The organism is Labrys monachus (genome assembly GCF_030814655.1).
GTDB classification, from domain to species: domain Bacteria; phylum Pseudomonadota; class Alphaproteobacteria; order Rhizobiales; family Labraceae; genus Labrys; species Labrys monacha.
The window spans coordinates 4,252,443-4,277,217 of record NZ_JAUSVK010000001.1 but is presented as its reverse complement, the minus strand read 5'-3'; the positions used below and the strand labels follow the sequence as shown (position 1 = coordinate 4,277,217).

The following is a 24,775-nucleotide window of genomic DNA, read 5'->3' as shown; positions in this document are numbered from 1 at the left end:
CTGCAGGACGATTGGCCGGCGATGGAATGGACCGATAGCGGCTATGTCGTCGGCGTCAGGCGCCACGGCGAATCCAGCGTGATCCTGGAGGCGATGACGCGGGGTCATGGCCGCCATCTCGGCCTGGTGCGGGCGGCGCGGTCGCGGGCGCTGCAGCCGGTGCTGCAGCCCGGCAACGCGGTGCAACTGGTCTGGCGGGCACGCATCGACGGGCATCTCGGGCATTTCGCCGTCGAAGGGCTGGCCCTGCATGCCGCGCATTTCCTGTCCTCGCGCCTCGCGCTCTTCGCGATGAGCCATGTCGCGGCGCTGGTGCGGCTTTTGCCTGAGCGCGAGCCTCATCCCGGTCTCCACGGGGCGCTGGGAGAGATCATCGCGGTGATTTCGGATGCGGGGGTGGCCCCGGCGCTGATCGCGCGGTTCGAGCTCGAGATCCTCACCGAACTCGGCTTCGGCCTCGATCTCGGCCGCTGTGCCGCCACCGGCAGCGCGGACGACCTCGCTTATGTCTCGCCGAAGACCGGCCGGGCGGTCAGCCGCGAGGCGGGAGCGCCCTGGCACGACAGGCTGCTGCCTTTGCCGGGCTTCCTGCGCGGCGAGGTGGGAAGTCCCAGCGCCGCCGACATTGCCGACGCGCTCCGGCTCACCCGCTATTTCCTCGAGCGTGACGTGTTCGCGCCGCGCGGTCTCGTCATGCCGGAGGGGCGGCATGCCGTGGTGGAGGCGCTGACCGGGCGCCTGTGACGCTCGACCGCGGACGACGTCCGCTCAGGAGACCAGCGGTCTGGTGACGGCGCTCCTCTTCATCAGGCGCGAGAAGAGGAGGGAGACGATCAGCGTGAAGGCGATGCACGCCAAGGCGGCGCCGACGCCGCGCTGTCCGACCTGCGCCGCGAAAAGCCTCAGGAAGAAAAGATGCGCCAGATAGGCCCCGAAGACGTCGCGCCCCCAGGGCACGACGGGATCGGCGCCCGCGCGCATGTGAAGGAAGAGGCCGAACACGCCGACCGCCAGGGGAACGGTCCCGAGCGACATGTCATGGCCTTTCGGAAACCTGTCGAAGACATACCAGCCTTCGGCGATATGGATCGCCGCTCCGGCCAGAACCAAGGCGGCGAGCATGGGGATTGCCGGTATCCGTCCCTTTTTCATGGCATGGCCCAGCACGAGGAAGAGCGGCGCGAAGAAGAGGCCGTTGCGGTAGATCCACACGATCGCGTCGAAGTTCCGCGATCGCGCATAGAGCGCGAGCGCCGTTCCGACGAGATAGAGGGTGGCGGAAAGCGCGAGGCCGCCCTTGAGGCCGACACGGCGGACGGCGAACCAGCCGAGTGCGGTGCCGATGAACAGCGCCGGCAGAAACCACAGATGAAACCCGGCGCCGCCGCTCAGCGGAATGAAGATGTAGGAGCGGATGCTGGCCGGGTTCGGAAACGTGCCGGGATAGAAGACCTGCGATATCTCGCAGAAGGTGTAGAACGCAACCCAGATGACGAAGGGGACGAGGAGCCGCCTGAACAGCCTGAGGAGAGGCTCGACGGGCGCGGCAAGCGAATCGTCCTTCCACAAATAGCCGGAAATCAGGAAGAAGACGGGAACCGCGAAACGGCAGAGTTCATCGACGACGAATCCGATGGCGCGATCGTCGCCGAAAATCCCGTATGCATTGGCGTGGAGCGAAATGACGGCGACCAGAGCGACGAGCCTGGCCATCTCGATCCCACTATGCACCTTCAACGGCGTATGTCCTTCGCTGTAATCAAGGCCCGGGGTGGCGTTTGCGATCGGTTCTTCGCCTGCATGGCAGAGGCCTTGCGCGACGGTATCATGGTCGTTTCCAGACGCCTATGTCTACATCTGGAACCTCGCTCGAAAGCGCGGATCGCAGTCTAAGGGCAGATTGTTACTTGGACGTGTCGGTCTTGCGCGGATGCGGCCGCGGGCCGGGCCACCGGCGAGGCGTTCCGTCCCGCTATGCTTAACAAATCGTTATTCCGCCCAGATCCTGCGCTATCAGGCCGGAGATGTCATCTGGAGGATGGGACCCGTGCCCTTGCCCGTCATACGTTTGCTGACGATTTCGGTGCTCGTCTCGGTGGCCTTGCCGGCGGCGCCGGCGATGGCCGGCTGGCGCGACGGCTATTATTATGACGATGGCGGCTGGGGAGGGGACTATTATGCGCCGCTCCCCCGCCGTCCGATGTATGACCCGCAGGACTATGCGCCCGACGACGGCGACTATCAGGCGCCCTGGGCGCAGCGCAGGGCCTATGCGCCGCGCTATCGCTACGAACCCGCCTATGGCGAGGTGCCGGATGCCGGCGCCGCCCCGGCACGGCCTCCGATTCCCCCGCGCAATGTCGAGACGGCGCTGCCGGACGCGCCCTATGCCGGACCTGACCGGTCGGGCTCCGGCGCGCCGCCGAAAAAGCCGCCCGCCAAGCCCAGGCTGGCATCGATCGCGCCGGCGGCCCGGCCGGCCGCGGTGCGCATACCCCTGGCCCTTCCCGTCCCCCGCCCGAACCTGGAGAGCATGGACTTCGATTCGGCCACGCCCTCGATCGGATCATCTCCGTCCAAGCCGAGTGCCAGCCAGGTCCAGCGCTGACGCATCCGCGCTGTGGCCGGCGCGCTCAAGCCTTGACTTGCTGCCGCGCGACGTAGAGCGCCAGCGCTGCGGCGTTGGAGACGTTGAGGCTCTTGATGGCGCCAGGCATGTCGAGCCGAGCGAGGGCGTCGCACAGCGACCGCGTCCGCTGGCGCAGGCCCTTGCCCTCGGCGCCGAGGACGAGCGCGAGCGGACCGGACAGGGGCGTGCCTTCCAAGGTCGCCGGCCCCTCGGAATCGAGGCCGACGCGCATCACGCCGCTGTCGCCCATCTCGTCGAGCGTATCGCCGAGATTGCGCACCGACACGATCGGCACATGCTCGAGGCCGCCGGAGGCGGATTTGGCCAGCACGCCGGTCGCGGAGGGCGAATGGCGCTCGGTGGTTATGATCGCCGCGACGCTGAAGGCGGCGGCGGAGCGGACGATGGCGCCGACATTGTGCGGATCGGTGATCTGATCGAGCACCAGTACGATATCGCTGGCGCGCAATTCGCCGAAGGCGGGAGCCGGCAGCGGCGCGGTCTCCAGATAGAGGCCCTGATGGATGGAATCGGCGGTCAGCAGCCGGTCGATCTCGCCGGGGCGGACGATCTGCAGGGGGATGCCGGCCTGGATGTTCTCCTCCGCCAGCCGCCGCGCGGCATTCTCGGTCGCGAGAAGCCGCTTCAGCGTGCGCGCGGGGTTCTGCAGCGCCTCGCGCACGGGGTGCCAGCCATAGATGACGACGGTGTCCGGCGTTCCCGAATCCGGCCGCTCCCGGTGGTGCCCCTGGCGTCCCCTGCGTTCCCTGTCGTTCATCGATACCTCCAGGACAATTGCCATCGCATGGCTGGCGCCGCAAAAAAAGCCCCGATCGTTTGGTTATCCGCCGGGCGCGAAAGTCGGTCGAGGGATTTCGCCTTTTTCGGTTGACAGGTCCCCGCCGCGTCACCATAAGGACGCCCTCGAACGAAGCAGCCGCGCCACTCGGCGGCTTCGGGTCGCAGCGGTGTCACCAGCGCTGCGAAGGACGGTTTGGAGGGGTGCCCGAGTGGTTAAAGGGGACGGACTGTAAATCCGTTGGCTCAGCCTACGTTGGTTCGAATCCAACCCCCTCCACCAAGTCCGATCGGTTGGGACGCGGGTGTAGCTCAATGGTAGAGCAGCAGCCTTCCAAGCTGAATACGAGGGTTCGATTCCCTTCACCCGCTCCATCTTACGATTCGAACGGCGGTCTATCGGGGCGCGGGCGGCGCGGCGCGGAGCAATCTTTTGTTGCGTGCCGCTGCGAAAACGCCTATCGACCCGCGCGATATTTCGCACCGGCGAAATACCCAATCCTCCAATGCTGGAACCGGGGCTATGGCCAAAGAGAAATTTGAACGGAACAAGCCGCACTGCAACATCGGCACGATTGGTCACGTCGACCATGGCAAGACGTCGTTGACGGCAGCGATCACGAAGGTTCTGGCGGAGACGGGCGGGGCGACGTTCACGGCGTATGACCAGATCGACAAGGCGCCTGAAGAGAAGGCGCGCGGCATCACGATCTCGACGGCGCATGTTGAGTACGAGACGAAGAACCGTCACTACGCGCATGTGGACTGCCCGGGTCACGCCGATTATGTGAAGAACATGATCACGGGCGCGGCGCAGATGGACGGCGCGATCCTGGTCGTTTCGGCGGCGGACGGTCCGATGCCGCAGACGCGCGAGCACATCCTGCTGGCGCGCCAGGTCGGCGTTCCCGCGCTGGTGGTGTTTCTGAACAAGGTGGACATGGTCGACGATCCCGAGCTTCTGGAGCTCGTGGAGCTGGAAGTGCGCGAGCTTCTGTCGAAGTACGAGTTCCCTGGGGACGACATCCCGATCACCAAGGGCTCAGCGCTGATGGCGCTGGAGAACAAGTCGCCGGAGATCGGGCATGACGCGATCCTCGAGCTGATGAAGACGGTGGACGACTACATCCCGCAGCCGGAGCGGCCGATCGACCAGCCGTTCCTGATGCCGGTGGAAGACGTGTTCTCGATCTCGGGCCGCGGCACGGTGGTGACGGGACGCGTGGAGCGCGGCATCGTCAAGGTCGGCGAGGAAGTCGAGATCATCGGCATCCGTCCGACGCAGAAGACGACGGTGACGGGCGTGGAGATGTTCCGCAAGCTGCTGGACCAGGGTCAGGCTGGCGACAACATCGGCGCGCTGCTGCGCGGCACCAAGCGCGAGGACGTGGAGCGCGGCCAGGTTCTGTGCAAGCCGGGTTCGGTGAAGCCGCACACGAAGTTCAAGGCCGAGGCCTATATCCTGACGAAGGAAGAGGGCGGTCGCCATACGCCGTTCTTCGGCAATTACCGTCCTCAGTTCTACTTCCGCACGACGGACGTGACGGGGATCGTGACGCTGCCGGAAGGCACGGAAATGGTGATGCCGGGCGACAACATCGCCATGACGGTGAGCCTGATCGTGCCGATCGCCATGGAGGAGAAGCTGCGCTTCGCCATCCGTGAAGGCGGTCGCACCGTCGGGGCCGGCGTCGTCGCCGCCATCATCGAATAGGCCGAAATCGTTTCGACACGCTCGGGAACCGGCGCAGCCTCGGCTGCGCCGTTTCGCTTTACGGAGGCGCGAGGGCTGCGCGCGCGCCGCGGAGCCCTCTCTAAGGCCGTGCGGCGGTGTCGCCGAGGCGCTGGCCTGTGGCACGGTCGTGTGGCATCATCTCCGGGAGATGCCGCAAATTTTGCGGCGATGTCCGCATCAACGGGATTGCGCCGAACCATTTGCGCGGCTATGTAAGCGCCGCGCGGGCATCGCGTAGGGGTATAGCTCAGCTGGTAGAGCGACGGTCTCCAAAACCGTAGGTCGCAGGTTCGATCCCTGCTGCCCCTGCCAATTCACGCGGATGGGGTATTTGCCTCCTTTCGCAGCGATTTATCGGTAGCCGGGGGATGGGGCTTCGCCGCACCCTCGGTTTTGTATTGGCTCGGTCTTGCTTTTGCAGGGCAGGATTTCGACATAGGCGCTGGACTGACGTGAAAGTCCGGCCTGAGGTGGCGGTAGGACGATGGCAAAGACGACACCGTTGCAGTTCCTGCAACAGGTCCGCAATGAAACTAACAAGGTGACCTGGCCGACGCGCCGGGAAACCGTGATCACGGCGATCATGGTCGTGATCTTCGTTGCCGTCATGGCGATCTTCTTTTCGGTCACCGATGCCGTCCTGAAGGCCGGTGTCGGCTTCCTTATCAATCTTGGCCGTTGAGGACGATCGTTGATGGCCAAGCGCTGGTATATCGTTCACGCCTATTCGAACTTCGAGAACAAGGTGGCTCAGTCGATCCGCGAGCAGGTCGCGCAGCGCGGGCTGTCTGACCTGTTCGAGGAGATCCTCGTGCCGACCGAGAAGGTCGTCGAGGTGCGCCGCGGCCGCAAGGTCGACACCGAGCGCAAGTTCTTTCCCGGCTACGTTCTGGTGAAGTGCGAACTCACCGACGAGGTGCATCACCTCATCAAGAACACGCCGAAGGTCACAGGCTTCCTGGGGGCGGACAAGGCCAAGCCGGTACCCATTCCCGATCGTGAGGCCGAACGCATCAAGGGTCAGGTCGCCGACGGCGTCGAGCGTCCGAAGCCCTCCGTCAGCTTCGAGGTCGGCGAGCAGGTGCGTGTCGCCGACGGTCCTTTCGCCTCCTTCAACGGCGTGGTCGAGGAAGTCGACGAGAGCCGTGCCCGCCTCAAGGTGGCGGTTTCCATCTTCGGCCGGGCGACCCCGGTCGAACTCGAATATGCGCAGGTCGAGAAGCTCTGATCTGCCGAGGGGGCTGCGGAAGCACCCCCAGCCCTTGCCGATCTTCGCGAAATCGTCGATTTCGCCCTGAAGATCGCAGGTGTCCGGTGGTCCGATGCGATCGCATTCGGCCGCTGGTACGACGTCGCGGGAGGGGAGGCCGGGCTTGTCGCCGTCCGGCGGAACCGAACCGCGAACTCCGGCCACAGCGATGGCCATCAACCGCGGGGCAACCCGCTCAGGAGCAATAAATGGCGAAGAAGATTACCGGCTACGTCAAGCTGCAGGTGCCGGCGGGTTCTGCCAACCCGTCGCCGCCGATCGGCCCCGCGCTCGGCCAGCGCGGTCTGAACATCATGGAATTCTGCAAGGCCTTCAATGCGCGCACGGCGCAGATGACGAAGGGAACGCCGATTCCCGTCATCATCACCGCCTATCAGGACCGCTCGTTCACCTTCGAACTCAAGCTGCCGCCGGTTTCCTTCTTCGTGAAGGAAGCTGCGGGCATCAAGTCCGGTTCGCAGACGCCGGGCAAGGGTGCCAAGGCGGGCCAGATCACGATCGACCAGATCCGTGAGATCGCCACCAAGAAGCTGCCTGACCTCAATTGCGATACGGTCGAAGCGGCCATGGCAATGGTGAAGGGTTCCGCCCAGTCTATGGGCCTCGAGATCGTCGGGTGATATGATGTCTCATCAGGGAAAGCGCATCCGCGCCGCCAAAGAAGGCGTTAACCGCATCAAGCTCTATGGCCTGGACGAAGCGGTCCAGCTCGTCAAGGAGCGGGCCACCGCCAAGTTCGATGAGACGGTCGAGATCGCCATGAATCTCGGTGTCGATCCCCGCCATGCCGATCAGATGGTCCGCGGCGTCTGCAATCTGCCGAACGGCTCGGGGCGCACGCTGCGCGTCGCCGTGTTCGCGCGCGGCGCCAAGGCCGATGAAGCCCGGGCGGCGGGCGCCGATATCGTCGGCGCCGAGGATCTCGTCGAGATCGTCAATGGCGGCAAGATCGATTTCGACCGCTGCATCGCCACGCCCGACATGATGCCTCTGGTCGGCCGCCTCGGCAAGGTGCTCGGCCCGCGCGGCATGATGCCCAACCCGAAGGTCGGCACCGTGACCATGGACGTCACGTCCGCGGTCAAGGCGTCGAAGGGCGGCTCGGTCGAGTTCCGCGTCGAGAAGGCCGGCATCGTGCACGGCGCGGTCGGCAAGGCGTCATTCGGTTCCGACAAGCTGGCGGAGAACATCAAGGCGTTCGCCGACGCGGTGGTCCGCGCCAAGCCGGCCGGCGCCAAGGGGACCTATGTGCAGCGCGTCGCGCTGTCGTCCACCATGGGCCCCGGCGTGAAGATCGATCCGACGACCCTGCTCGGCGCCTGAGCGGCCGACGACGACATCGGGCCCCGCCTCTGTGGCGGGGCTTTTTTGCGCCCGCGGCGCGTGGCCGCTTCGGCCGGTATGCCACAATATGGCGGAGAGCCTCGAATTAGCTCTTGGCATTTGGCGTCCGAGGCCTTATATCGCGACTCTCACTGAACTGATCAAAGGTTCATGAACCTGGGGTGCGCAAGCGGCCCGGGATTTTGCTGTCCGGAGTTATCCGGATTTTAGACTGGCCGAACGGGCGGGGAAGTTTTTCAAGCCCGGGCGGCCATGTCCTGTCCGAGACTGCAGGCGCGGGGAAACCCGCTTAATTTGCAAAGAAACGCCTGAAAGGGCGCTCTTTTTGCCTGCATAGACGGGGAAGACCGGTTTTTGGTATCCGTTTCGCGGCTGCCTCGTGACTTGGTTCGATCCGACGCACCTGAAACCGCAAGGCATGTGTCATATTGACGCACGCCGGTGACGGGGGACAGGCACTCGAGCGTCGCCTTCAGCACGCCGGTTCGCCGGAGGGTATGGAGGCGGCAAAGTGCAACGGTCAGCTTTTCGTTCTGACGAAGAGCTGCAACCGGAGAGAGCAACGTGGAAAGAGCGGAAAAGCAGGAGTTCATCGGCTTTCTCCAGGAGGTCTTCAAGGCTTCCGGAGTGGTCGTCGTAGCTCACTATTCCGGCCTGACCGTCGCCCAGATGCAGAAGCTGCGCAAGCAGATGAAGCAGGCTGGCGCGACCGTGAAGGTCGCAAAGAACCGCCTCGCCAAGATCGCTCTCGATGGCACGGATGTTGCCAGCATCGCGCCCCTTCTGAAGGGGCCGACCCTGATCGCTTATTCGAGCGATCCGGTGGCAGCACCCAAGGTCGCCGTCGACTTCGCCAAGGGCAACGACAAGTTCGTTATCCTGGGCGGCGCGATGGGCAAGACCTCCTTGGACACGGACGGCGTCAAGGCCCTCGCGACCTTGCCGTCACTCGATGAACTGCGCGCCAAGCTCGTCGGCCTTATCCAGGCTCCGGCGACCAAGGTTGCTCAGGTCGTCACCGCGCCGGCTGCCAAGCTGGCCCGTGTGTTCGAGGCTTATGCCAAGCGAGACGAAGCGGCGTAAGGCCGTTCGCAACCCGATAACCGGTACGAACCAGAATTTAGGAAGAATGGACCATGTCCAAGATTGAAAAGATCGTCGAAGACCTCTCGAGCCTGACGGTTCTCGAAGCCGCTGAACTCGCCAAGGCGCTGGAAGAGAAGTGGGGCGTCTCGGCTGCGGCCGCCGTCGCCGTTGCCGCTGCCCCGGCTGGTGCCGCTGCGCCGGTCGCCGAAGTGCAGACCGAGTTCACGGTCGTCCTCGCCGCTGCCGGCGAAAAGAAGATCGAAGTCATCAAGGAAGTCCGCGCGATCACGGGCCTCGGCCTCAAGGAAGCCAAGGACCTCGTCGAGGGTGCTCCGAAGCCTGTCAAGGAAGCCGTTTCCAAGGAAGAGGCCGACAAGCTCAAGGCTCAGCTCGAGAAGGCTGGCGCCAAGGTCGAGCTCAAGTAAGAGAGCTTGCGTCAGGCGTTACGGCTCCGGGGATTCCCCGGGGCCTTTTCCGCGTTTGAGGCGCCCGGGCAGGGGCTGTCCTCGGGGCGGAGACGGCGAATCGGAGAATCCCGGAGGGGTTTTGCGATCCGCCGTTGCAAAGGGCGAAGGGGCGGCGCCAGCCGGCCGTAATTTATGCGGAGTTCCGTGCGAGCGGAACGCCGCCGGGCAGGTGAGGGGGCGTCGGCGCCTTCGCCTGCGGGATCAGATGCTTGTGGCATCGATGGCGCAGCGCCGGGCTGTTCCATCGTGTCGCATGAAGGGACGAGGACCACATGGCTCAGACGATCAATGCACGCAAGCGCGTCCGCCGGTTTTTCGGAAAAATCCGCGAAGTCGCGACGATGCCGAACCTGATCGAGGTTCAGAAGGCGTCATACGATCAGTTTCTTCAGGTCGACGAGCCCGCGGGCGGGCGGACGGACGAGGGACTGCAGACGGTCTTCAAGTCGGTTTTCCCGATCTCCGATTTTTCGAATAAGGCCATGCTCGAATTCGTCAAATACGAGTTCGAAGGACCGAAATACGATGTCGACGAGTGCCGCCAGCGCGGCATGACCTTCGCTGCGCCCTTGAAGGTGACCCTACGCTTGATCGTGTTCGATGTCGATGAGGAAACCGGCGCGCGTTCGGTCAAGGACATCAAGGAGCAGGATGTCTACATGGGCGATATGCCGCTCATGACCTCGAACGGCACCTTCATCGTCAACGGCACCGAGCGCGTCATCGTCTCGCAGATGCACCGCTCGCCCGGCGTGTTCTTCGACCACGACAAGGGCAAGACCCATTCCTCGGGCAAGCTGCTGTTCGCCGCCCGCATCATTCCCTATCGCGGTTCCTGGCTCGACATCGAGTTCGACGCCAAGGACATCGTCTTTGCGCGTATCGACCGCCGCCGCAAGATTCCGGTGACGTCGCTGCTCTTCGCCCTGGGCATGGACGGTGAGGAGATCCTGTCGACCTTCTACAACTCGATCATCTATACCCGCACCGATGACGGCTGGCGTGTTCCCTATGATTGGAACCGCATGAAGGGCGCCAAGCCCAATATCGACCTCATCGATGCCGATACCGGCGAGATCGTCGTGGAAGCGGGCAAGAAGCTGACCGCCCGTTCGGCGCGTGCGCTGGCGGAGAAGGGGCTCAAGGCGCTGCGCGTCACCGATGACGACCTCGTCGGGCAATATGTGTCCGAGGACATCGTCAACACCAAGACCGGCGAGATCTATCTCGAGGCGGGCGAGGAGCTCACCGAGAAGAACCTCAAGGTGCTGGCCGAAGCCGGCTTCCATGAAGTGCCGGTGCTCGACATCGACCATGTCACGGTGGGCGGCTATATCCGCAACACGCTGGCGGTCGACAAGAATGCCGTCCGCGAGGAAGCCCTGTTCGACATCTACCGCGTGATGCGTCCGGGCGAGCCGCCGACGATCGATTCGGCCGAGGCGATGTTCCAGTCGCTGTTCTTCGACCCCGAGCGCTACGACCTTTCCTCGGTCGGCCGCGTGAAGATGAACATGCGTCTCGACCTCGACGCCGAGGATACGGTGCGCGTGCTGCGCAAGGCCGATATCCTCGCCGTGGTCAAGACGCTGGTCGACCTGCGCGACGGCAAGGGCGAGATCGACGATATCGACCATCTCGGCAACCGGCGCGTCCGCTCCGTGGGCGAGCTGATGGAGAATCAGTATCGCGTCGGCCTGCTGCGCATGGAGCGCGCCATCAAGGAGCGCATGTCCTCGGTCGACGTCGACACGGTGATGCCGCAGGACCTGATCAACGCCAAGCCGGCGGCCGCCGCCGTGCGCGAGTTCTTCGGGTCTTCCCAGCTGTCGCAGTTCATGGACCAGACCAATCCGCTGTCGGAGATCACCCACAAGCGCCGCCTGTCGGCGCTTGGCCCGGGCGGCCTGACGCGCGAGCGTGCCGGCTTCGAGGTGCGCGACGTCCATCCGACCCATTACGGCCGCATCTGCCCGATCGAGACGCCGGAAGGGCCGAATATCGGCCTGATCAACTCGCTGGCGACCTTCGCGCGCGTCAACAAATACGGCTTCATCGAGGCGCCGTACCGCCGCATCCGCAACGCCCAGGTCACGCCCGAGGTCGTCTATCTCTCGGCGATGGAAGAGGGCAAATATTACGTCGCCCAGGCCAATGTGCCGGTCGACAAGGAGGGCCACCTCACCGAGGACTTCGTGGTCTGCCGTCATGCCGGCGACGTGCTGATGGTGGCGCCCGATCGCGTCGACTTCATGGACGTTTCGCCCAAGCAGCTCGTCTCGGTCGCGGCGGCGCTCATTCCCTTCATCGAGAATGACGACGCCAACCGGGCGCTGATGGGTGCGAACATGCAGCGCCAGGCCGTGCCGCTGGTGCGCTCCGACGCGCCCTTCGTCGGCACCGGCATGGAGAGCGTGGTGGCCCGCGATTCGGGCGCCGCGATCGCCGCCCGCCGGACCGGCATCATCGACCAGGTCGACGCGACCCGTATCGTCATCCGCGCCACGGCCGATCTCGATCCGACCCAGTCGGGTGTCGACATCTACCGGCTGATGAAGTTCCAGCGCTCCAACCAGTCGACCTGCATCACGCAGAAGCCGCTGGTGCGCGTCGGGGACATCGTCCGCAAGGGCGACATCATCGCCGACGGTCCGTCGACCGAGCTCGGCGAGCTGGCGCTCGGCCGCAACGTCCTCGTCGCCTTCATGCCGTGGAACGGCTACAACTTCGAGGATTCCATCCTCCTCAGCGAGAACATCGCCAAGGAGGACGTGTTCACCTCGATCCACATCGATGAATTCGAGGTGATGGCCCGCGACACCAAGCTCGGTCCGGAGGAGATCACGCGCGACATTCCGAACGTGTCGGAAGAAGCGCTGAAGAACCTCGACGAGGCCGGCATCGTCTATATCGGTGCCGAGGTGCAGGCGGGCGACATCCTCGTCGGCAAGATCACGCCGAAGGGCGAAAGCCCGATGACGCCGGAAGAAAAGCTTCTGCGTGCCATCTTCGGCGAGAAGGCATCCGATGTGCGCGACACCTCGCTGCGCGTGCCGCCGGGCGTGACCGGGACGATCGTCGAGGTCCGTGTGTTCAACCGCCACGGCGTCGACAAGGACGAACGCGCCCAGGCGATCGAGCGCGAGGAGATCGAGCGTCTCGCCAAGGACCGCGACGACGAGCAGGCGATCCTCGACCGCAACGTCTATCAGCGCCTGACGGAGATGCTCGACGGCAAGGCGGCGATCGCCGGGCCGAAGGGCTTCAAGAAGGAGACGGTGCTGTCGCCCGACCTGATGCAGGAATATCCGCGCTCGCAGTGGTGGAACTTCGCCGTGGCCGACGATGCGCTGATGAGCGAGATCGAGGCCATGCGCAAGCAGTACGACGAATCGAAGAAGCGTCTCGAGCAGCGCTTCCTCGACAAGGTCGAGAAGCTGCAGCGGGGCGACGAGCTGCCGCCGGGCGTGATGAAGATGGTCAAGGTCTTCGTCGCCGTGAAGCGCAAGATCCAGCCGGGCGACAAGATGGCCGGCCGGCACGGCAACAAGGGTGTCGTGTCGCGCATCATGCCGATCGAGGACATGCCGTTCCTGGAGGACGGCACGCCGGTGGACATCGTGCTCAATCCGCTCGGCGTTCCCAGCCGCATGAATGTCGGGCAGATCCTCGAGACCCATATGGGCTGGGCCGCCGCGGGCCTGGGCAAGCTCATCGGCGACGCCATCGATGCCTATAAGAAGGGCAAGGGTGTCAAGCAGCTCAAGGGTACGCTCGACCGGATCTACGGCGCCAATGAGGAGATCGAGGCGATGAACGAGCGCGAGCTCGTCGATATGTCCTCGACGCTCCGCCGCGGCGTGCCGATTGCGACGCCCGTCTTCGACGGCGCCAAGGAATCGGACATCGTCGACTTCCTGAAGATGGCCGGGCACGACGCGTCCGGGCAGGTGCAGCTCTATGACGGGCGCAGCGGCGAAGGTTTCGACCGCAAGGTGACCGTCGGCTATATCTACATGCTGAAGCTGCACCATCTCGTCGACGACAAGATCCACGCCCGTTCGATCGGTCCCTACTCGCTCGTCACCCAGCAGCCGCTGGGCGGCAAGGCGCAGTTCGGCGGCCAGCGTTTCGGCGAGATGGAGGTCTGGGCGCTGGAAGCCTATGGCGCGGCCTACACCCTGCAGGAAATGCTCACCGTGAAGTCGGACGACGTCGCCGGCCGTACCAAGGTCTACGAGGCCATCGTGCGCGGCGACGACACCTTCGAGGCGGGCATACCGGAATCGTTCAACGTCCTGGTCAAGGAAATGCGGTCGCTCGGCCTCAATGTCGAGCTCACGGGCCTGCGCAATGCCGACCAGATCCTCCCGCCGGCGGAAGCCGCGGAGTGAGCGCGACGGGTATCGGTTCCCATGCAGTGACCATGCCCCGGAGCGGTTCGCCGCTCCGGGTCGGTCCTTTTGATGATTTCATCCGCGCGGACGGGGGCGCTGCCCCCGCATTCGTGCAAACCTGGAGACGGCCATGAACCAAGAGGTCATGAATCTCTTCAATCCGGTGGCGCAGCCGCAGACCTTCGATCAGATCAAGATCTCGATCGCATCGCCGGAGAAAATCCTTTCGTGGTCATACGGCGAGATCAAGAAGCCGGAGACGATCAACTACCGTACGTTCAAGCCCGAACGCGACGGCCTCTTCTGCGCGCGTATCTTCGGGCCGATCAAGGACTATGAGTGCTTGTGCGGCAAGTACAAGCGCATGAAGTACAAGGGCGTCATCTGCGAGAAGTGCGGCGTCGAGGTCACGCTGTCGCGCGTGCGCCGCGAGCGCATGGGCCATATCGAGCTCGCCGCGCCCGTCGCCCATATCTGGTTCCTGAAGTCGCTGCCGAGCCGCATCGGCCTGCTGATGGACATGACGCTCAAGGATCTCGAGCGCATCCTCTATTTCGAATACTACGTCGTGATCGAGCCCGGTCTCACCCCGCTGAAGGAGCGCCAGCTCCTCTCCGAGGATGAGTATGCGCGCGCCCAGGATGAGTATGGCGAGGATTCCTTCACCGCCATGATCGGCGCGGAAGCCATCCGCGAGATGCTGCGCGCCATGGATCTGGAGAAGATCGCGGCGGACCTGCGCGTCGAGATCGCCGAATCCACGTCGGAACTGAAGCCCAAGAAGCTCGCCAAGCGCCTGAAGATCATCGAGGCCTTCATCCAGTCCGGCAACAAGCCGGAATGGATGATCCTGACGGCCGTCCCGGTCATCCCGCCGGACCTGCGTCCGCTCGTGCCGCTCGACGGCGGCCGCTTCGCGACCTCGGACCTCAACGATCTCTATCGCCGCGTCATCAACCGCAACAACCGCCTGAAGCGGCTGATCGAGCTGCGGGCGCCGGATATCATCATCCGCAACGAAAAGCGCATGCTGCAGGAGGCGGTCGACGCCCTCTTCGACAACGGCCGGCGCGGCCGCGTCATCACCGGCGCCAACAAGCGTCCGCTGAAGTCGCTTTCCGACATGCTCAAGGGCAAGCAGGGCCGGTTCCGTCAGAACCTGCTCGGCAAGCGCGTGGACTATTCGGGCCGTTCCGTCATCGTCGTCGGGCCGGAGCTGAAGCTGCACCAGTGCGGCCTGCCGAAGAAGATGGCGCTCGAGCTGTTCAAGCCCTTCATCTATTCGCGTCTCGACGCGAAGGGCCTGTCGGCGACCGTCAAGCAGGCCAAGAAGCTGGTCGAGAAGGAGAAGCCGGAAGTCTGGGACATCCTGGACGAGGTCATCCGCGAGCATCCGGTGCTGCTCAACCGCGCGCCGACGCTGCATCGCCTGGGCATCCAGGCGTTCGAGCCGGTGCTGATCGAGGGCAAGGCGATCCAGCTCCATCCGCTGGTCTGCACCGCCTTCAACGCCGACTTCGACGGCGACCAGATGGCCGTGCACGTCCCGCTGTCGCTCGAGGCGCAGCTGGAAGCGCGCGTGCTGATGATGTCGACCAACAACATCCTGCATCCGGCCAACGGCCAGCCGATCATCGTGCCCTCGCAGGACGTCGTGCTCGGCCTGTATTACGTGACGCTGATGTCGGACGGCGAGCCCGGACAGGGCATGGTGTTCGGCAATGTCGGCGAGCTCGACCATGCGCTCGAAAGCAAGGTCGTCACGCTGCATACGAAGATCAAGTGGCGCTGGAAGGGCCTCGACCAGGACGGGCAGCCGATCGTCAAGATGTATGAGACGACGCCCGGCCGGGTGAAGCTCGCCGAGCTCCTGCCCAAGAGCCCGAAGATCTCCTTCGACGCCGCCAACAACCTGATGACGAAGAAGGCGATCTCCGCGCTGATCGACGTCGTCTACCGTAACGTCGGCCAGAAAGAAGCGGTCATCTTCTGCGACCGCATCATGACGCTCGGCTTCTCCAACGCCTTCCGCGCCGGCATCTCGTTCGGCAAGGACGACATCGTCGTTCCCGACAACAAGTGGAAGATCGTGGCCGAGACCGACGCCCTGGCGAAGGACTACGAGCAGCAATACAATGACGGCCTGATCACCCAGGGCGAGAAGTACAACAAGGTCGTCGACGCCTGGGCCAAATGCGCCGATCGTCTCGCCAGCGAGATGATGCAGCGTATCTCGGCCGTTCATAAGGACGCCAACGGCCGCGACAAGCCGATCAACTCGATCTACATGATGGCGCATTCCTCGGCCCGCGGTTCGCCGGCCCAGATGCGTCAGCTCGGCGCCATGCGCGGCCTGATGGCCAAGCCGTCGGGCGAGATCATCGAGAGCCCGATCATCTCGAACTTCAAGGAAGGCCTCACCGTGCTCGAGTACTTCAACTCGACCCATGGCGCCCGCAAGGGATTGGCCGACACCGCCTTGAAGACCGCGAATTCGGGCTATCTGACGCGCCGTCTCGTCGACGTCGCCCAGGATTCGATCATCACCGAGATCGATTGCGGTTCGGAGAACGGCATCCGGGTGCGTGCCATCATCGATGCGGGCCAGATCGTGGCCTCGCTCGGGATCCGCGTCCTCGGCCGTACCGCGGCAGAGAACATCACCGATCCCTCGACGGGCACGGTGCTCGTACCGCATGGCGGCATGATCGATGAGAAGGCAGTCGATGCGATCGCGGCCTCCGGCATCCAGGAGGTCAAGATCCGCTCGGTGCTGACCTGCGAGACCAAGAACGGCGTGTGCGCGACCTGCTACGGCCGCGACCTGTCGCGCGGTTCGCGTGTCAATATGGGCGAGGCGGTCGGCGTCATTGCGGCGCAGTCCATCGGCGAGCCGGGCACGCAGCTGACGATGCGTACCTTCCATATCGGCGGCGCCGCGCAGATCAACGAGCAGTCGAACATCGAATCCACGTTCGAAGGCACCGTGAAGATCCGCAACCGCAGCGTCGTGCGCAATTCGGACGGCGAGCTCATCGCCATGGCCCGGAACCTCGCCGTCGTGGTCCTCGACCATGACGGTACGGAGCGCTCGGTCAACCGCGTGCCCTATGGTGCGCGCGTGAAGGTCGACGACGGCGACAAGATCAAGCGCGGCCAGCGCATCGCGGAGTGGGATCCCTATACCCGTCCCGTGATCACCGAGCTCGACGGCGTCATCGCCTATGAGGATCTGGTCGACGGCATCTCGGTGAACGAGACGGCCGACGAATCGACGGGCATCACCAAGCGCGTCGTCTCCGACTGGCGCACGTCGAACCGTTCGGCCGATCTTCGTCCGGCCCTCGTCATCAAGACGGTGGACGGCAAGATGGCGAAGCTCTCGCGCGGCGGCGACGCCCGTTACTTCCTGGCGGCGGATGCGGTCATCTCGGTCGATCCGGGTTCCAAGGTGCAGGCCGGCGACGTCATCGCCCGCGTGCCGCTGGAAAGCGCCAAGACCCGCGACATCACGGGCGGTCTGCCGCGCGTGGCGGAGCTGTTCGAGGCCCGTCGTCCGAAGGATGCGGCGATCATCGCCGAGATCACCGGCACGATCCAGTTCGGCAAGGACTACAAGAACAAGCGCCGTCTCACGATCCAGCCGCACGAGGCGGATCAGGAGGCTGTCGAATATCTGATCCCGAAGGGCAAGCACATCCATCTCCAGGACGGCGACGTCGTGGAAAAGGGTGACTTCATCGTCGACGGGAACCCGGCTCCGCACGACATTCTCGCGGTCAAGGGCGTCGAGGAACTGGCGGCCTACCTGGTCAACGAGATCCAGGAAGTCTACCGCCTGCAGGGCGTGCAGATCAACGACAAGCATATCGAGGTGATCGTCCGCCAGATGCTGCAGAAGATCGAGATCACCGACGCCGGTGAGACCGAATTCCTGCCCAGCGAGCAGGTTGACCGCATCGAATTCGATGAGGCCAACATCAAGGCGGTGGAAGAGGGCAAGAAGCCGGCTTCCGGCCATCCCGTGCTGCTCGGCATCACCAAGGCCTCGCTGCAGACCCGCTCGTTCATCTCGGCGGCGTCCTTCCAGGAGACCACCCGCGTGCTCACCGAGGCTGCCGTCAACGGCAAGTCGGATTCGCTGGAGGGGCTCAAGGAGAACGTCATCGTCGGCCGTCTCATCCCGGCCGGCACCGGCGCCCAGATCGCGCGGATCCGCGAGATCGCCAAGCGCCGCGACGACCTCATCCTGCAGCAGAAGCAGGCCGAGGCGGCCACGCCGGTCGCGGCACCCGCCGAGGAAGTGGTTGCCCTGCCGGCTGCCGAATAGCGCCGGTGCAGGACGCGCATCGATAAGGGGGCGGCCCGCCAGCGGGCCGCCCTTTCTTTTGATACCGGGCTACCGCCCGGCTCCCGCGCGATGGATCGGTGCGCGCCGGCGCATTATCGGCTTTCCCGGCCAGAAACTGCATTTCCGGGCTTTTTGACACGCTTCGTGCTTGACGTGGGGCGAGTCGGCAGCTAAAGACAGCCTACTTTCAGGGCAGGCGGTAAGCTGTGTTGTTCCTGCTGTCGTCAAGACGCGGAACCGATCGCTTAAACGCTGCCTCCGGGCTATCAGACACAGTTCCGGTCATGACCTCTGCGTGAAAGCGCGGCGGTCCTCTGTGGGTGTCGCGCTTGCATCCCCGACAAGGGAAGCTGGCGCGGTTTCGTTTTGCGTGGGTTCCTCATGCAAGGCAAAGCAGGTGCGGCCGTGACGGGCGTGCCAATCGAAGTTGAAGGGCGAACGATGCCGACCATTAGCCAGCTGATCCGCAAGCCGCGCGAACCGAAAGTGTATCGCGAGAAGGCGCGCCACCTGGAAGCATGCCCGCAGAAGCGCGGTGTGTGCACCCGCGTTTATACGACGACCCCGAAGAAGCCGAACTCGGCTTTGCGTAAAGTTGCCAAGGTGCGTCTCACCAATGGCTTCGAGGTCATCGGCTACATCCCCGGCGAGGGCCACAACCTTCAGGAGCATTCCGTGGTGATGATCCGCGGCGGCCGCGTGAAGGACTTGCCCGGCGTCCGCTATCATATCCTCCGCGGCGTTCTCGACACGCAGGGTGTCAAGAACCGCAAGCAGCGCCGGTCGAAGTACGGCGCGAAGCGTCCGAAGTAAGGGAAGAGCTCACTATGTCCCGTCGCCATCGTGCCGAAAAGCGTGAGATCATTCCGGATCCGAAGTTCGGTGATCTCGTCGTTACCAAGTTCATGAACGCCATCATGTATGACGGCAAGAAGTCGGTCGCCGAGAAGATCGTCTATGACGCCTTCGATACCATCGAAGCCAAGGCGAAGCAGAGCCCGATCAACGTTTTCCAGCAGGCGCTGTCCAACGTTGCCCCGGCGATCGAAGTCCGCTCGCGCCGCGTCGGCGGTGCGACCTATCAGGTTCCGGTCGAAGTCCGTCCCGAGCGTCGCCAGGCGCTGGCGATCCGCTGGATCCTGACGGCGGCCCGCGGCCGCAACGAGAAGACCATGGAAGAGCGTCTGTCGGGCGAACTGATGGATGCCTCCAACAATCGCGGCAACGCCGTGAAGAAACGCGAAGACACGCACCGGATGGCGGAAGCCAACCGCGCCTTCTCGCATTACCGCTGGTAAGCCTGAAGACAGGATTGAGGATCAGACGATGGCCCGCACGCACGCGATCGAGGACTACCGCAATTTCGGTATCATGGCGCATATCGACGCCGGCAAGACCACGACCACTGAGCGGATTCTCTACTACACCGGCAAGTCGCACAAGATCGGCGAAGTGCATGACGGCGCTGCCACCATGGATTTCATGGAGCAGGAGCAGGAGCGCGGCATCACGATCACTTCGGCTGCGACCACGGCTCACTGGGCCGGCAAACGCCTGAACATCATCGACACGCCCGGCCACGTCGACTTCACCATCGAAGTCGAGCGTTCGCTGCGTGTGCTCGACGGTGCCGTCTGCGTGCTCGATTCCAACCAGGGTGTCGAACCGCAGACCGAGACGGTCTGGCGCCAGGGTGACAAGTACAAGGTTCCGCGCATCGTCTTCGCCAACAAGATGGATAAGACGGGCGCCGATTTCTACAAGTGCCTGGACGATATCGTGAAGCGCCTCGGGGCCAAGCCGGTTCCGATCCAGCTGCCGATCGGCTCCGAAGCGAACTTCAAGGGTATCGTCGACCTCGTCCGCATGAAGGCCGTCGTCTGGACCGGCGAGGCGCTGGGCGCCGAATTCGACATGAATGCCGAAATTCCGGATGACCTGAAGGAAAGGGCCGCGGAATATCGCCTGGCCCTGATCGAAGCTGCCGTCGAACTCGACGACGATGCGATGACGGCCTATCTGGATGGTACCGAGCCGGACGAGCCGACCCTCAAGCGCCTGATTCGTAAGGCGGTGCTGACCAGCGCCTTCTACCCGGTCCTGGCCGGTTCGGCGTTCAAGAACAAGGGCGTGCAGACGCTGCTCGACGCGGTCGTCGACTATCTGCCGTCGCCGCTCGACCGCCCGGCGATCAAGGGTATCGATCCGCGCAACGACGAGGAAGTCGAGCGTCCGTCCTCGGACAGCGCCCCGCTTGCGATTCTCGGCTTCAAGATCATGGACGACCAGTATGGTGTCCTGACCTTCTGCCGCATTTATTCCGGCAAGCTCCAGAAGGGCGTTTCGCTCCTCAACTCGACCCGCGAAAAGAACGAGCGTGTCGGCCGCATGGTTCTCATGCATGCCAATGACCGCGTGGAAATTGCCGAGGCCTATGCGGGCGATATCGTCGCCCTCGTCGGCCTGAAGGATACCCGCACCGGCGACACGCTGTGCGATCCGGCCCATCCGGTCATCCTGGAGCGCATGGAATTCCCCGAGCCCGTCATCGAGATGGCGGTCGAGCCGAAGACCAAGGCGGACCAGGAAAAGATGGCCCTGGCTCTGGTCAAGCTGGCCGCGGAGGATCCGTCCTTCCGCGTGTCGACCGACCAGGAATCCGGCCAGACCATCATCAAGGGCATGGGCGAGCTCCATCTCGACATCAAGGTCGACATCCTGCGCAGGACGCACAAGGTCGACGTCAATGTCGGCGCTCCGCAGGTGGCCTTCCGCGAGAAGATCACCAAGCGGGCCGAGATCGACTACACCCACAAGAAGCAGACCGGTGGTACCGGCCAGTTCGCTCGCGTCAAGTTCATCGTCGAGCCGAACGAGCCGGGCAAGGGCTTCGAGTTCGAGTCGAAGGTCATCGGCGGTTCGGTGCCCAAGGAATACATCCCGGGCGTCGAAAAGGGCCTCAATTCGGTTCTGGGCGCAGGCATCGTCGCCGGCTTCCCGGTGGTGGACGTCAAGGTCACGCTGATCGACGGCGCCTACCATGAAGTCGACTCTTCGGCCCTGGCGTTCGAAATCGCGTCTCGCGCGGCTCTTCGTGAAGGCCTGCAGAAGGGCGGTTCGGTCCTGCTCGAGCCGGTCATGAAGGTCGAGGTGGTGACTCCGGAAGAATATACCGGCTCGGTCATCGGCGATCTCAACTCTCGTCGCGGCCAGATCCAGGGCCAGGACATGCGCGGCAACGCGAATGTCGTGAATGCCATGGTCCCGCTCATGAACATGTTCGGCTACGTCAACCAGTTGCGCTCCTTCACCCAGGGCCGTGCCAGCTACACGATGCAGTTCGACCACTACGAACAGGCGCCGTCCAACGTCGCTGCTGAAATCCAGGCGAAGTACGCCTGATCCATTTCGTTACTAGGTTCATCCGCCGTTTCGGCGACAGGTGAAGGAGGCCCCGATGGCCAAAGAGAAATTTGAACGGAACAAGCCGCACTGCAACATCGGCACGATTGGTCACGTCGACCATGGCAAGACGTCGTTGACGGCAGCGATCACGAAGGTTCTGGCGGAGACGGGCGGGGCGACGTTCACGGCGTATGACCAGATCGACAAGGCGCCTGAAGAGAAGGCGCGCGGCATCACGATCTCGACGGCGCATGTTGAGTACGAGACGAAGAACCGTCACTACGCGCATGTGGACTGCCCGGGTCACGCCGATTATGTGAAGAACATGATCACGGGCGCGGCGCAGATGGACGGCGCGATCCTGGTCGTTTCGGCGGCGGACGGTCCGATGCCGCAGACGCGCGAGCACATCCTGCTGGCGCGCCAGGTCGGCGTTCCCGCGCTGGTGGTGTTTCTGAACAAGGTGGACATGGTCGACGATCCCGAGCTTCTGGAGCTCGTGGAGCTGGAAGTGCGCGAGCTTCTGTCGAAGTACGAGTTCCCTGGGGACGACATCCCGATCACCAAGGGCTCAGCGCTGATGGCGCTGGAGAACAAGTCGCCGGAGATCGGGCATGACGCGATCCTCGAGCTGATGAAGACGGTGGACGACTACATCCCGCAGCCGGAGCGGCCGATCGACCAGCCGTTCCTGATGCCGGTGGAAGACGTGTTCTCGATCTCGGGCCGCGGCACGGTGGTGACGGGACGCGTGGAGCGCGGCATCGTCAAGGTCGGCGAGGAAGTCGAGATCATCGGCATCCGTCCGACGCAGAAGACGACGGTGACGGGCGTGGAGATGTTCCGCAAGCTGCTGGACCAGGGTCAGGCTGGCGACAACATCGGCGCGCTGCTGCGCGGCACCAAGCGCGAGGACGTGGAGCGCGGCCAGGTTCTGTGCAAGCCGGGTTCGGTGAAGCCGCACACGAAGTTCAAGGCCGAGGCCTATATCCTGACGAAGGAAGAGGGCGGTCGCCATACGCCGTTCTTCGGCAATTACCGTCCTCAGTTCTACTTCCGCACGACGGACGTGACGGGGATCGTGACGCTGCCGGAAGGCACGGAAATGGTGATGCCGGGCGACAACATCGCCATGACGGTGAGCCTGATCGTGCCGATCGCCATGGAGGAGAAGCTGCGCTTCGCCATCCGTGAAGGCGGTCGCACCGTCGGGGCCGGCGTCGTCGCCGCCATCATCGAATAAGATCTTCAATCAAGCGCATTGTCGGCGCGCCGTTTGGCGGCGCGCCAAACATTTCGGAGTCAGGGCATGAACGGCCAGAACATCCGCATCCGCCTCAAAGCGTTCGACCATCGTATCCTCGATGCGTCGACCCGCGAGATTGTTTCCACGGCCAAGCGCACTGGCGCCGCTGTTCGCGGACCAATTCCGCTCCCGACGCGGATCGAGAAATACACGGTGAACCGCTCGCCGCACGTCGACAAAAAATCGCGTGAGCAGTTCGAGATGCGCACCCATAAGCGCCTGCTCGACATCGTAGACCCCACCCCGCAGACCGTGGACGCGCTCATGAAGCTCGACCTCGCCGCAGGCGTGGACGTCGAGATCAAACTCTGATCAGGCTCCTCTAGGCTTAGGAACGAACGCCATGCGTTCTGGTGTCATTGCACAGAAGATCGGCATGAGCCGCGTTTACAACGACGCAGGCGAGCATGTACCGGTCACAGTTCTCCGGCTTGACGGCTGCCAGGTCGTCGCCCACCGGACCAACGACAAGAACGGGTATACCGCGCTGCAGCTCGGCGCCGGCTTTGCTAAGGTCAAGAATACGACCAAGGCGCAGCGTGGCCATTTTGCTGTCGCCAATGTGGAGCCCAAGCGTAAGATCGTCGAATTCCGCGTGCCGGAAACCGGCATGATTCCGGTCGGCGCCACCATCACTGCCGACCATTTCGTCCCCGGCCAGTTCGTCGACGTCACCGGTACGACGATCGGCAAGGGCTTCGCCGGCTCGATGAAGCGCTGGAATTTCAGCGGCCATCGCGCGACCCACGGCAACTCGGTGACCCATCGTGCCCATGGTTCGACGGGTCAACGCCAGGACCCCGGCAAGACGTTCGCCGGCAAGAAGATGGCGGGCCATCTCGGTGACGAGCGCGTCACCACGATGAACCTCAAGGTCGTCCGTACTGATGTCGATCGCGGCCTCATCCTCGTCGAGGGTGCCGTTCCCGGCGCCAAGGGCGGCTGGATCCTGGTGCGCGACGCCGTCAAGAAGCAGTTGCCGGAAGCGGCGCCGAAGCCCGGCGCGTTCCGCTTGCCAGAAGCTGCAGTCGCAGCGGCCGGCGAGTGAGGAGGAGCCGATGAAACTTTCGATTACCACTCTTGACGGATCCGAGACCGGCTCCGTGACGCTGTCGGACGAGATCTTCGGTCTCGAGCCGCGTGCGGACATCCTTCAGCGCGTCGTGCGCTGGCAATTGGCCAAGCGCCAGGCCGGCACGCACAAGACGCTCGGCCGGTCGGAGATCGATCGGACCAAGAAGAAGCTGTACAAGCAGAAGGGCACCGGCGGCGCTCGTCACGGTGCGGCTTCCGCGCCGCAGTTCCGTGGCGGCGGCCGCGCCTTCGGGCCGGTGGTGCGCTCCCATGCCCATGATTTGCCGAAGAAGGTGCGGGCGCTTGGCCTCAAGCATGCGCTCTCGTCCAAGGCGAAGACGCAGCAGCTGATCATTCTCGACAAGGCTGCGGTCGACGAGATCAAGACCAAGGCGCTGAGGGACACGTTCTCGAAGCGGGGCCTGGCCAATGTTCTCGTCATCGACGGAGCCGAGGTCGATCAGAAGTTCGCTCTGGCCGCCCGCAACATCCCGAATGTGGACGTGTTGCCGGTGCAGGGCATCAATGTTTACGACATTCTGCGCCGCGACAGCCTCGTGCTGACCAAGGCGGCCGTCGACGCGCTGGAGGCACGATTCAAATGAGCACCGATGTCAGGCATTACGACGTGATCCTGTCCCCGGTGATCACGGAAAAGACGACGGCCCATACGGAACTCAACCAGGTGGTTTTCCGCGTCCGCAAGGAAGCGACCAAGCCGCAAATCAAGGCCGCCGTCGAGAAGCTGTTCAATGTCAAGGTGATGGGCGTCAACACGCTCATCCGCAAGGGCAAGATCAAGCGATTCAAGGGTACGATTGGCACCCAGAGCGACGTCAAGCGCGCGATCGTGACTTTGGCCGAAGGCCAGACGATCGACGTGACGACGGGCCTCTGAGGCGCGGACCGGAAA

At 63.9% G+C, this 24,775-nt stretch carries 21 protein-coding genes and 3 tRNA genes; 22 read left to right on the top strand and 2 right to left on the bottom strand.

Features of this window, described 5'->3' with window-relative positions; translation table 11 throughout:
• The first annotated feature begins 21 nt into the window (after positions 1-21).
• Positions 22-744 (top strand): DNA repair protein RecO, encoded by a 723-nt coding sequence (recO, locus tag J3R73_RS19585; protein WP_307430612.1) that lies wholly within the window; start codon positions 22-24, stop codon positions 742-744.
• 24 nt (positions 745-768) lie between these two features.
• Here the strand turns inward: recO and J3R73_RS19580 are convergent, their stop codons facing one another.
• Positions 769-1,731, bottom strand: coding sequence for an acyltransferase (locus tag J3R73_RS19580; protein ID WP_307437514.1), 963 nt, complete (start codon positions 1,729-1,731; stop codon positions 769-771).
• Positions 1,732-2,047: 316 nt separating this feature from the next.
• On the opposite strand from J3R73_RS19580, the gene J3R73_RS19575 reads away from it, so the two are divergent.
• On the top strand, positions 2,048-2,608 hold the full coding sequence (locus J3R73_RS19575) for a hypothetical protein (RefSeq protein ID WP_307430610.1): 561 nt from the start codon (positions 2,048-2,050) through the stop codon (positions 2,606-2,608).
• A gap of 25 nt (positions 2,609-2,633) precedes the next feature.
• Here J3R73_RS19575 and J3R73_RS19570 read toward each other — a convergent pair whose 3' ends face one another.
• Positions 2,634-3,407 (bottom strand): TrmH family RNA methyltransferase, encoded by a 774-nt coding sequence (locus tag J3R73_RS19570; protein ID WP_307430607.1) that lies wholly within the window; start codon positions 3,405-3,407, stop codon positions 2,634-2,636.
• 218 nt (positions 3,408-3,625) lie between these two features.
• On the opposite strand from J3R73_RS19570, the gene J3R73_RS19565 reads away from it, so the two are divergent.
• The 20 genes from J3R73_RS19565 to J3R73_RS19470 all read left to right on the top strand — a co-directional run bounded on the left by J3R73_RS19565 (position 3,626) and on the right by J3R73_RS19470 (position 24,760).
• Positions 3,626-3,710 (top strand) — tRNA-Tyr (locus tag J3R73_RS19565).
• 18 nt (positions 3,711-3,728) lie between these two features.
• Positions 3,729-3,802 (top strand) — tRNA-Gly (locus tag J3R73_RS19560).
• 148 nt (positions 3,803-3,950) lie between these two features.
• Positions 3,951-5,141, top strand: a complete 1,191-nt coding sequence (gene tuf / locus J3R73_RS19555; RefSeq protein WP_307437504.1) for an elongation factor Tu — start codon at positions 3,951-3,953, stop codon at positions 5,139-5,141.
• A 257-nt stretch (positions 5,142-5,398) separates the two neighbouring features.
• Positions 5,399-5,474: transfer RNA gene (locus J3R73_RS19550), tRNA-Trp, on the top strand.
• Positions 5,475-5,646: 172 nt separating this feature from the next.
• A complete protein-coding gene (secE, locus tag J3R73_RS19545; protein WP_307430603.1) occupies positions 5,647-5,844 on the top strand; it encodes a preprotein translocase subunit SecE in 198 nt (65 codons plus the stop codon).
• Between the two features lie 12 nt (positions 5,845-5,856).
• The gene (gene nusG, locus J3R73_RS19540; RefSeq protein ID WP_307430600.1) at positions 5,857-6,390 is read left to right on the top strand and encodes a transcription termination/antitermination protein NusG; all 534 of its coding nucleotides are present in this window, start codon (positions 5,857-5,859) and stop codon (positions 6,388-6,390) included.
• A gap of 230 nt (positions 6,391-6,620) precedes the next feature.
• Positions 6,621-7,052, top strand: coding sequence for a 50S ribosomal protein L11 (gene rplK / locus J3R73_RS19535; RefSeq protein WP_307430597.1), 432 nt, complete (start codon positions 6,621-6,623; stop codon positions 7,050-7,052).
• A gap of 4 nt (positions 7,053-7,056) precedes the next feature.
• A complete protein-coding gene (rplA, locus tag J3R73_RS19530; RefSeq protein ID WP_307430595.1) occupies positions 7,057-7,755 on the top strand; it encodes a 50S ribosomal protein L1 in 699 nt (232 codons plus the stop codon).
• A 585-nt stretch (positions 7,756-8,340) separates the two neighbouring features.
• Complete coding sequence (rplJ, locus tag J3R73_RS19525) at positions 8,341-8,859, top strand: 50S ribosomal protein L10 (RefSeq protein ID WP_307430593.1); 519 nt, start codon at positions 8,341-8,343, stop codon at positions 8,857-8,859.
• A gap of 53 nt (positions 8,860-8,912) precedes the next feature.
• Positions 8,913-9,287, top strand: coding sequence for a 50S ribosomal protein L7/L12 (rplL, locus tag J3R73_RS19520; RefSeq protein WP_307430590.1), 375 nt, complete (start codon positions 8,913-8,915; stop codon positions 9,285-9,287).
• 314 nt (positions 9,288-9,601) lie between these two features.
• Complete coding sequence (rpoB, locus tag J3R73_RS19515) at positions 9,602-13,723, top strand: DNA-directed RNA polymerase subunit beta (protein ID WP_307430587.1); 4,122 nt, start codon at positions 9,602-9,604, stop codon at positions 13,721-13,723.
• A gap of 133 nt (positions 13,724-13,856) precedes the next feature.
• A complete protein-coding gene (gene rpoC / locus J3R73_RS19510) occupies positions 13,857-18,056 on the top strand; it encodes a DNA-directed RNA polymerase subunit beta' (protein WP_307430585.1) in 4,200 nt (1,399 codons plus the stop codon).
• A gap of 462 nt (positions 18,057-18,518) precedes the next feature.
• On the top strand, positions 18,519-18,890 hold the full coding sequence (rpsL, locus tag J3R73_RS19505; RefSeq protein WP_068299562.1) for a 30S ribosomal protein S12: 372 nt from the start codon (positions 18,519-18,521) through the stop codon (positions 18,888-18,890).
• A 14-nt stretch (positions 18,891-18,904) separates the two neighbouring features.
• On the top strand, positions 18,905-19,375 hold the full coding sequence (gene rpsG / locus J3R73_RS19500; RefSeq protein ID WP_307430580.1) for a 30S ribosomal protein S7: 471 nt from the start codon (positions 18,905-18,907) through the stop codon (positions 19,373-19,375).
• 28 nt (positions 19,376-19,403) lie between these two features.
• On the top strand, positions 19,404-21,479 hold the full coding sequence (fusA, locus tag J3R73_RS19495) for an elongation factor G (protein ID WP_307430577.1): 2,076 nt from the start codon (positions 19,404-19,406) through the stop codon (positions 21,477-21,479).
• 55 nt (positions 21,480-21,534) lie between these two features.
• The gene (tuf, locus tag J3R73_RS19490; RefSeq protein ID WP_307437504.1) at positions 21,535-22,725 is read left to right on the top strand and encodes an elongation factor Tu; all 1,191 of its coding nucleotides are present in this window, start codon (positions 21,535-21,537) and stop codon (positions 22,723-22,725) included.
• A 66-nt stretch (positions 22,726-22,791) separates the two neighbouring features.
• Positions 22,792-23,100 carry a 30S ribosomal protein S10 gene (gene rpsJ, locus J3R73_RS19485; RefSeq protein WP_284317122.1) on the top strand — a complete coding sequence of 103 codons (309 nt, stop codon included), beginning with the start codon at positions 22,792-22,794 and terminating at the stop codon, positions 23,098-23,100.
• A gap of 31 nt (positions 23,101-23,131) precedes the next feature.
• Positions 23,132-23,836, top strand: coding sequence for a 50S ribosomal protein L3 (rplC, locus tag J3R73_RS19480; protein ID WP_307430574.1), 705 nt, complete (start codon positions 23,132-23,134; stop codon positions 23,834-23,836).
• A 10-nt stretch (positions 23,837-23,846) separates the two neighbouring features.
• Entirely contained in the window at positions 23,847-24,467 is a 621-nt protein-coding gene (gene rplD, locus J3R73_RS19475) for a 50S ribosomal protein L4 (RefSeq protein WP_307430571.1), read from the top strand.
• Complete coding sequence (locus tag J3R73_RS19470) at positions 24,464-24,760, top strand: 50S ribosomal protein L23 (RefSeq protein ID WP_307430568.1); 297 nt, start codon at positions 24,464-24,466, stop codon at positions 24,758-24,760. Before rplD ends, J3R73_RS19470 begins: the two co-directional genes overlap by 4 nt.
• The last annotated feature ends 15 nt before the right edge of the window (positions 24,761-24,775 follow it).